The sequence below is a fragment of the Methanocalculus sp. genome (assembly GCF_029762515.1).
Taxonomy (GTDB): domain Archaea; phylum Halobacteriota; class Methanomicrobia; order Methanomicrobiales; family Methanocorpusculaceae; genus Methanocalculus.
In genome coordinates this window covers 1-1,047 of sequence record NZ_JARVGN010000566.1, presented here as the reverse complement: position 1 = coordinate 1,047, position 1,047 = coordinate 1, and the positions used below count along the sequence as shown (strand labels likewise).

At 54.3% G+C, this 1,047-nt stretch carries 3 protein-coding genes; all 3 read left to right on the top strand.

Going from position 1 to position 1,047, the window contains the following annotated elements; all coding sequences use genetic code 11:
- Window positions 1-151, top strand: a 151-nt coding sequence (locus QCH34_RS13230; RefSeq protein ID WP_300334797.1) for a fumarate hydratase, incomplete at its 5' end; no start/stop codon positions are given.
- Complete coding sequence (locus tag QCH34_RS13225; RefSeq protein ID WP_300334796.1) at window positions 118-696, top strand: FumA C-terminus/TtdB family hydratase beta subunit; 579 nt, start codon at window positions 118-120, stop codon at window positions 694-696. The genes QCH34_RS13230 and QCH34_RS13225, both read left to right, overlap by 34 nt.
- Window positions 697-763: 67 nt before the next feature.
- Complete coding sequence (locus tag QCH34_RS13220) at window positions 764-1,036, top strand: 4Fe-4S dicluster domain-containing protein (RefSeq protein ID WP_300334795.1); 273 nt, start codon at window positions 764-766, stop codon at window positions 1,034-1,036.
- The last annotated feature ends 11 nt before the right edge of the window (window positions 1,037-1,047 follow it).

Here is a 1,047-nt window from a genome sequence, read left to right as displayed (position 1 = left end):
CCTTGGAATCGGACCGATGGGTTTGGGCGGAAATACCACTGCTCTTGCCGTGAAGGTGAAGAAAGCCTACTGCCATACCGCTTCACTCCCGGTTGCCGTAAATATCCAGTGCTGGGCATGCAGGCGGGCGACACGGAAGGTGAGTCTGTGAAGATTAAAACTCCGCTTGGTGATGAGATTCTCGATCTCAGGGCTGGAGATTCTGTTCTTTTATCAGGAACAATCTATACGGCACGGGATGAGGCGCATCTCAGAATGATGGAGGAAAAAATCCCCTTTGATCCAAAGGGGGCCGCGATCTACCACTGCGGGCCAGTAATCCAGGATGATCGGATCATCGCTGCAGGACCGACCACGTCTGCCCGGATGAACAGGCTGACAGCTTTCCTCCTCGATGCCGGGGTACGCTGCCTGATTGGAAAAGGGGGGATGAGTGACGATGTTGCCGCCTCCCTGAAAGGCCGTGGCATCTACCTTGCCTTTACCGGAGGCTGTGCCGCCCTTGCGGCATCTCATATGAAACTCACCGGTGTCTTCTATCCCGATCTCGGGATGGCCGAGGCTGTCTGGGTTATTGAGGTGAATGATCTCCCGCTGGTGGTTGGCATAGATGCAGCCGGGGGCAACCTCTTCTCACTGGTAAATGACAGGGCACGGGAACGGTATGATGCATGGATCAGGGATCAGGTGCGATGATCAATGCGTTGATACGCAAGTGCTTATTGAATAGCCGCACAATTCTATATGCGAGGGTTTCCATTGCATGAAACTGGTTATCGATGATACACGGTGTAAAGGGTGCAACCTCTGCGTGATGGTCTGCCCATACAACATATTCAGGGAGGGGCAGAGGCCGAATAAGCGGGGTGTCTTTGTACCTGAACTGGATCGACCCGGACGGTGTACAAACTGCCGCCTCCAACAGCTGTACCAGCGCCGCCTCTGTGGAGTATGCCAGACCATCTGCCCCGATCAGGCGATCAGATGGGTTCAGGAGGCCCCCTTTGAACCGCATAAGGTGGTGATCGAATATTGACGCGAATTAAC

Coding starts and splice junctions, on each gene's coding strand:
- QCH34_RS13225 (WP_300334796.1), top strand. CDS start 118: ATGCAGGCGGGCGACACGGAAGGTGAGTCTGTGAAGATTAAAACTCCG.
- QCH34_RS13220 (WP_300334795.1), top strand. CDS start 764: ATGAAACTGGTTATCGATGATACACGGTGTAAAGGGTGCAACCTCTGC.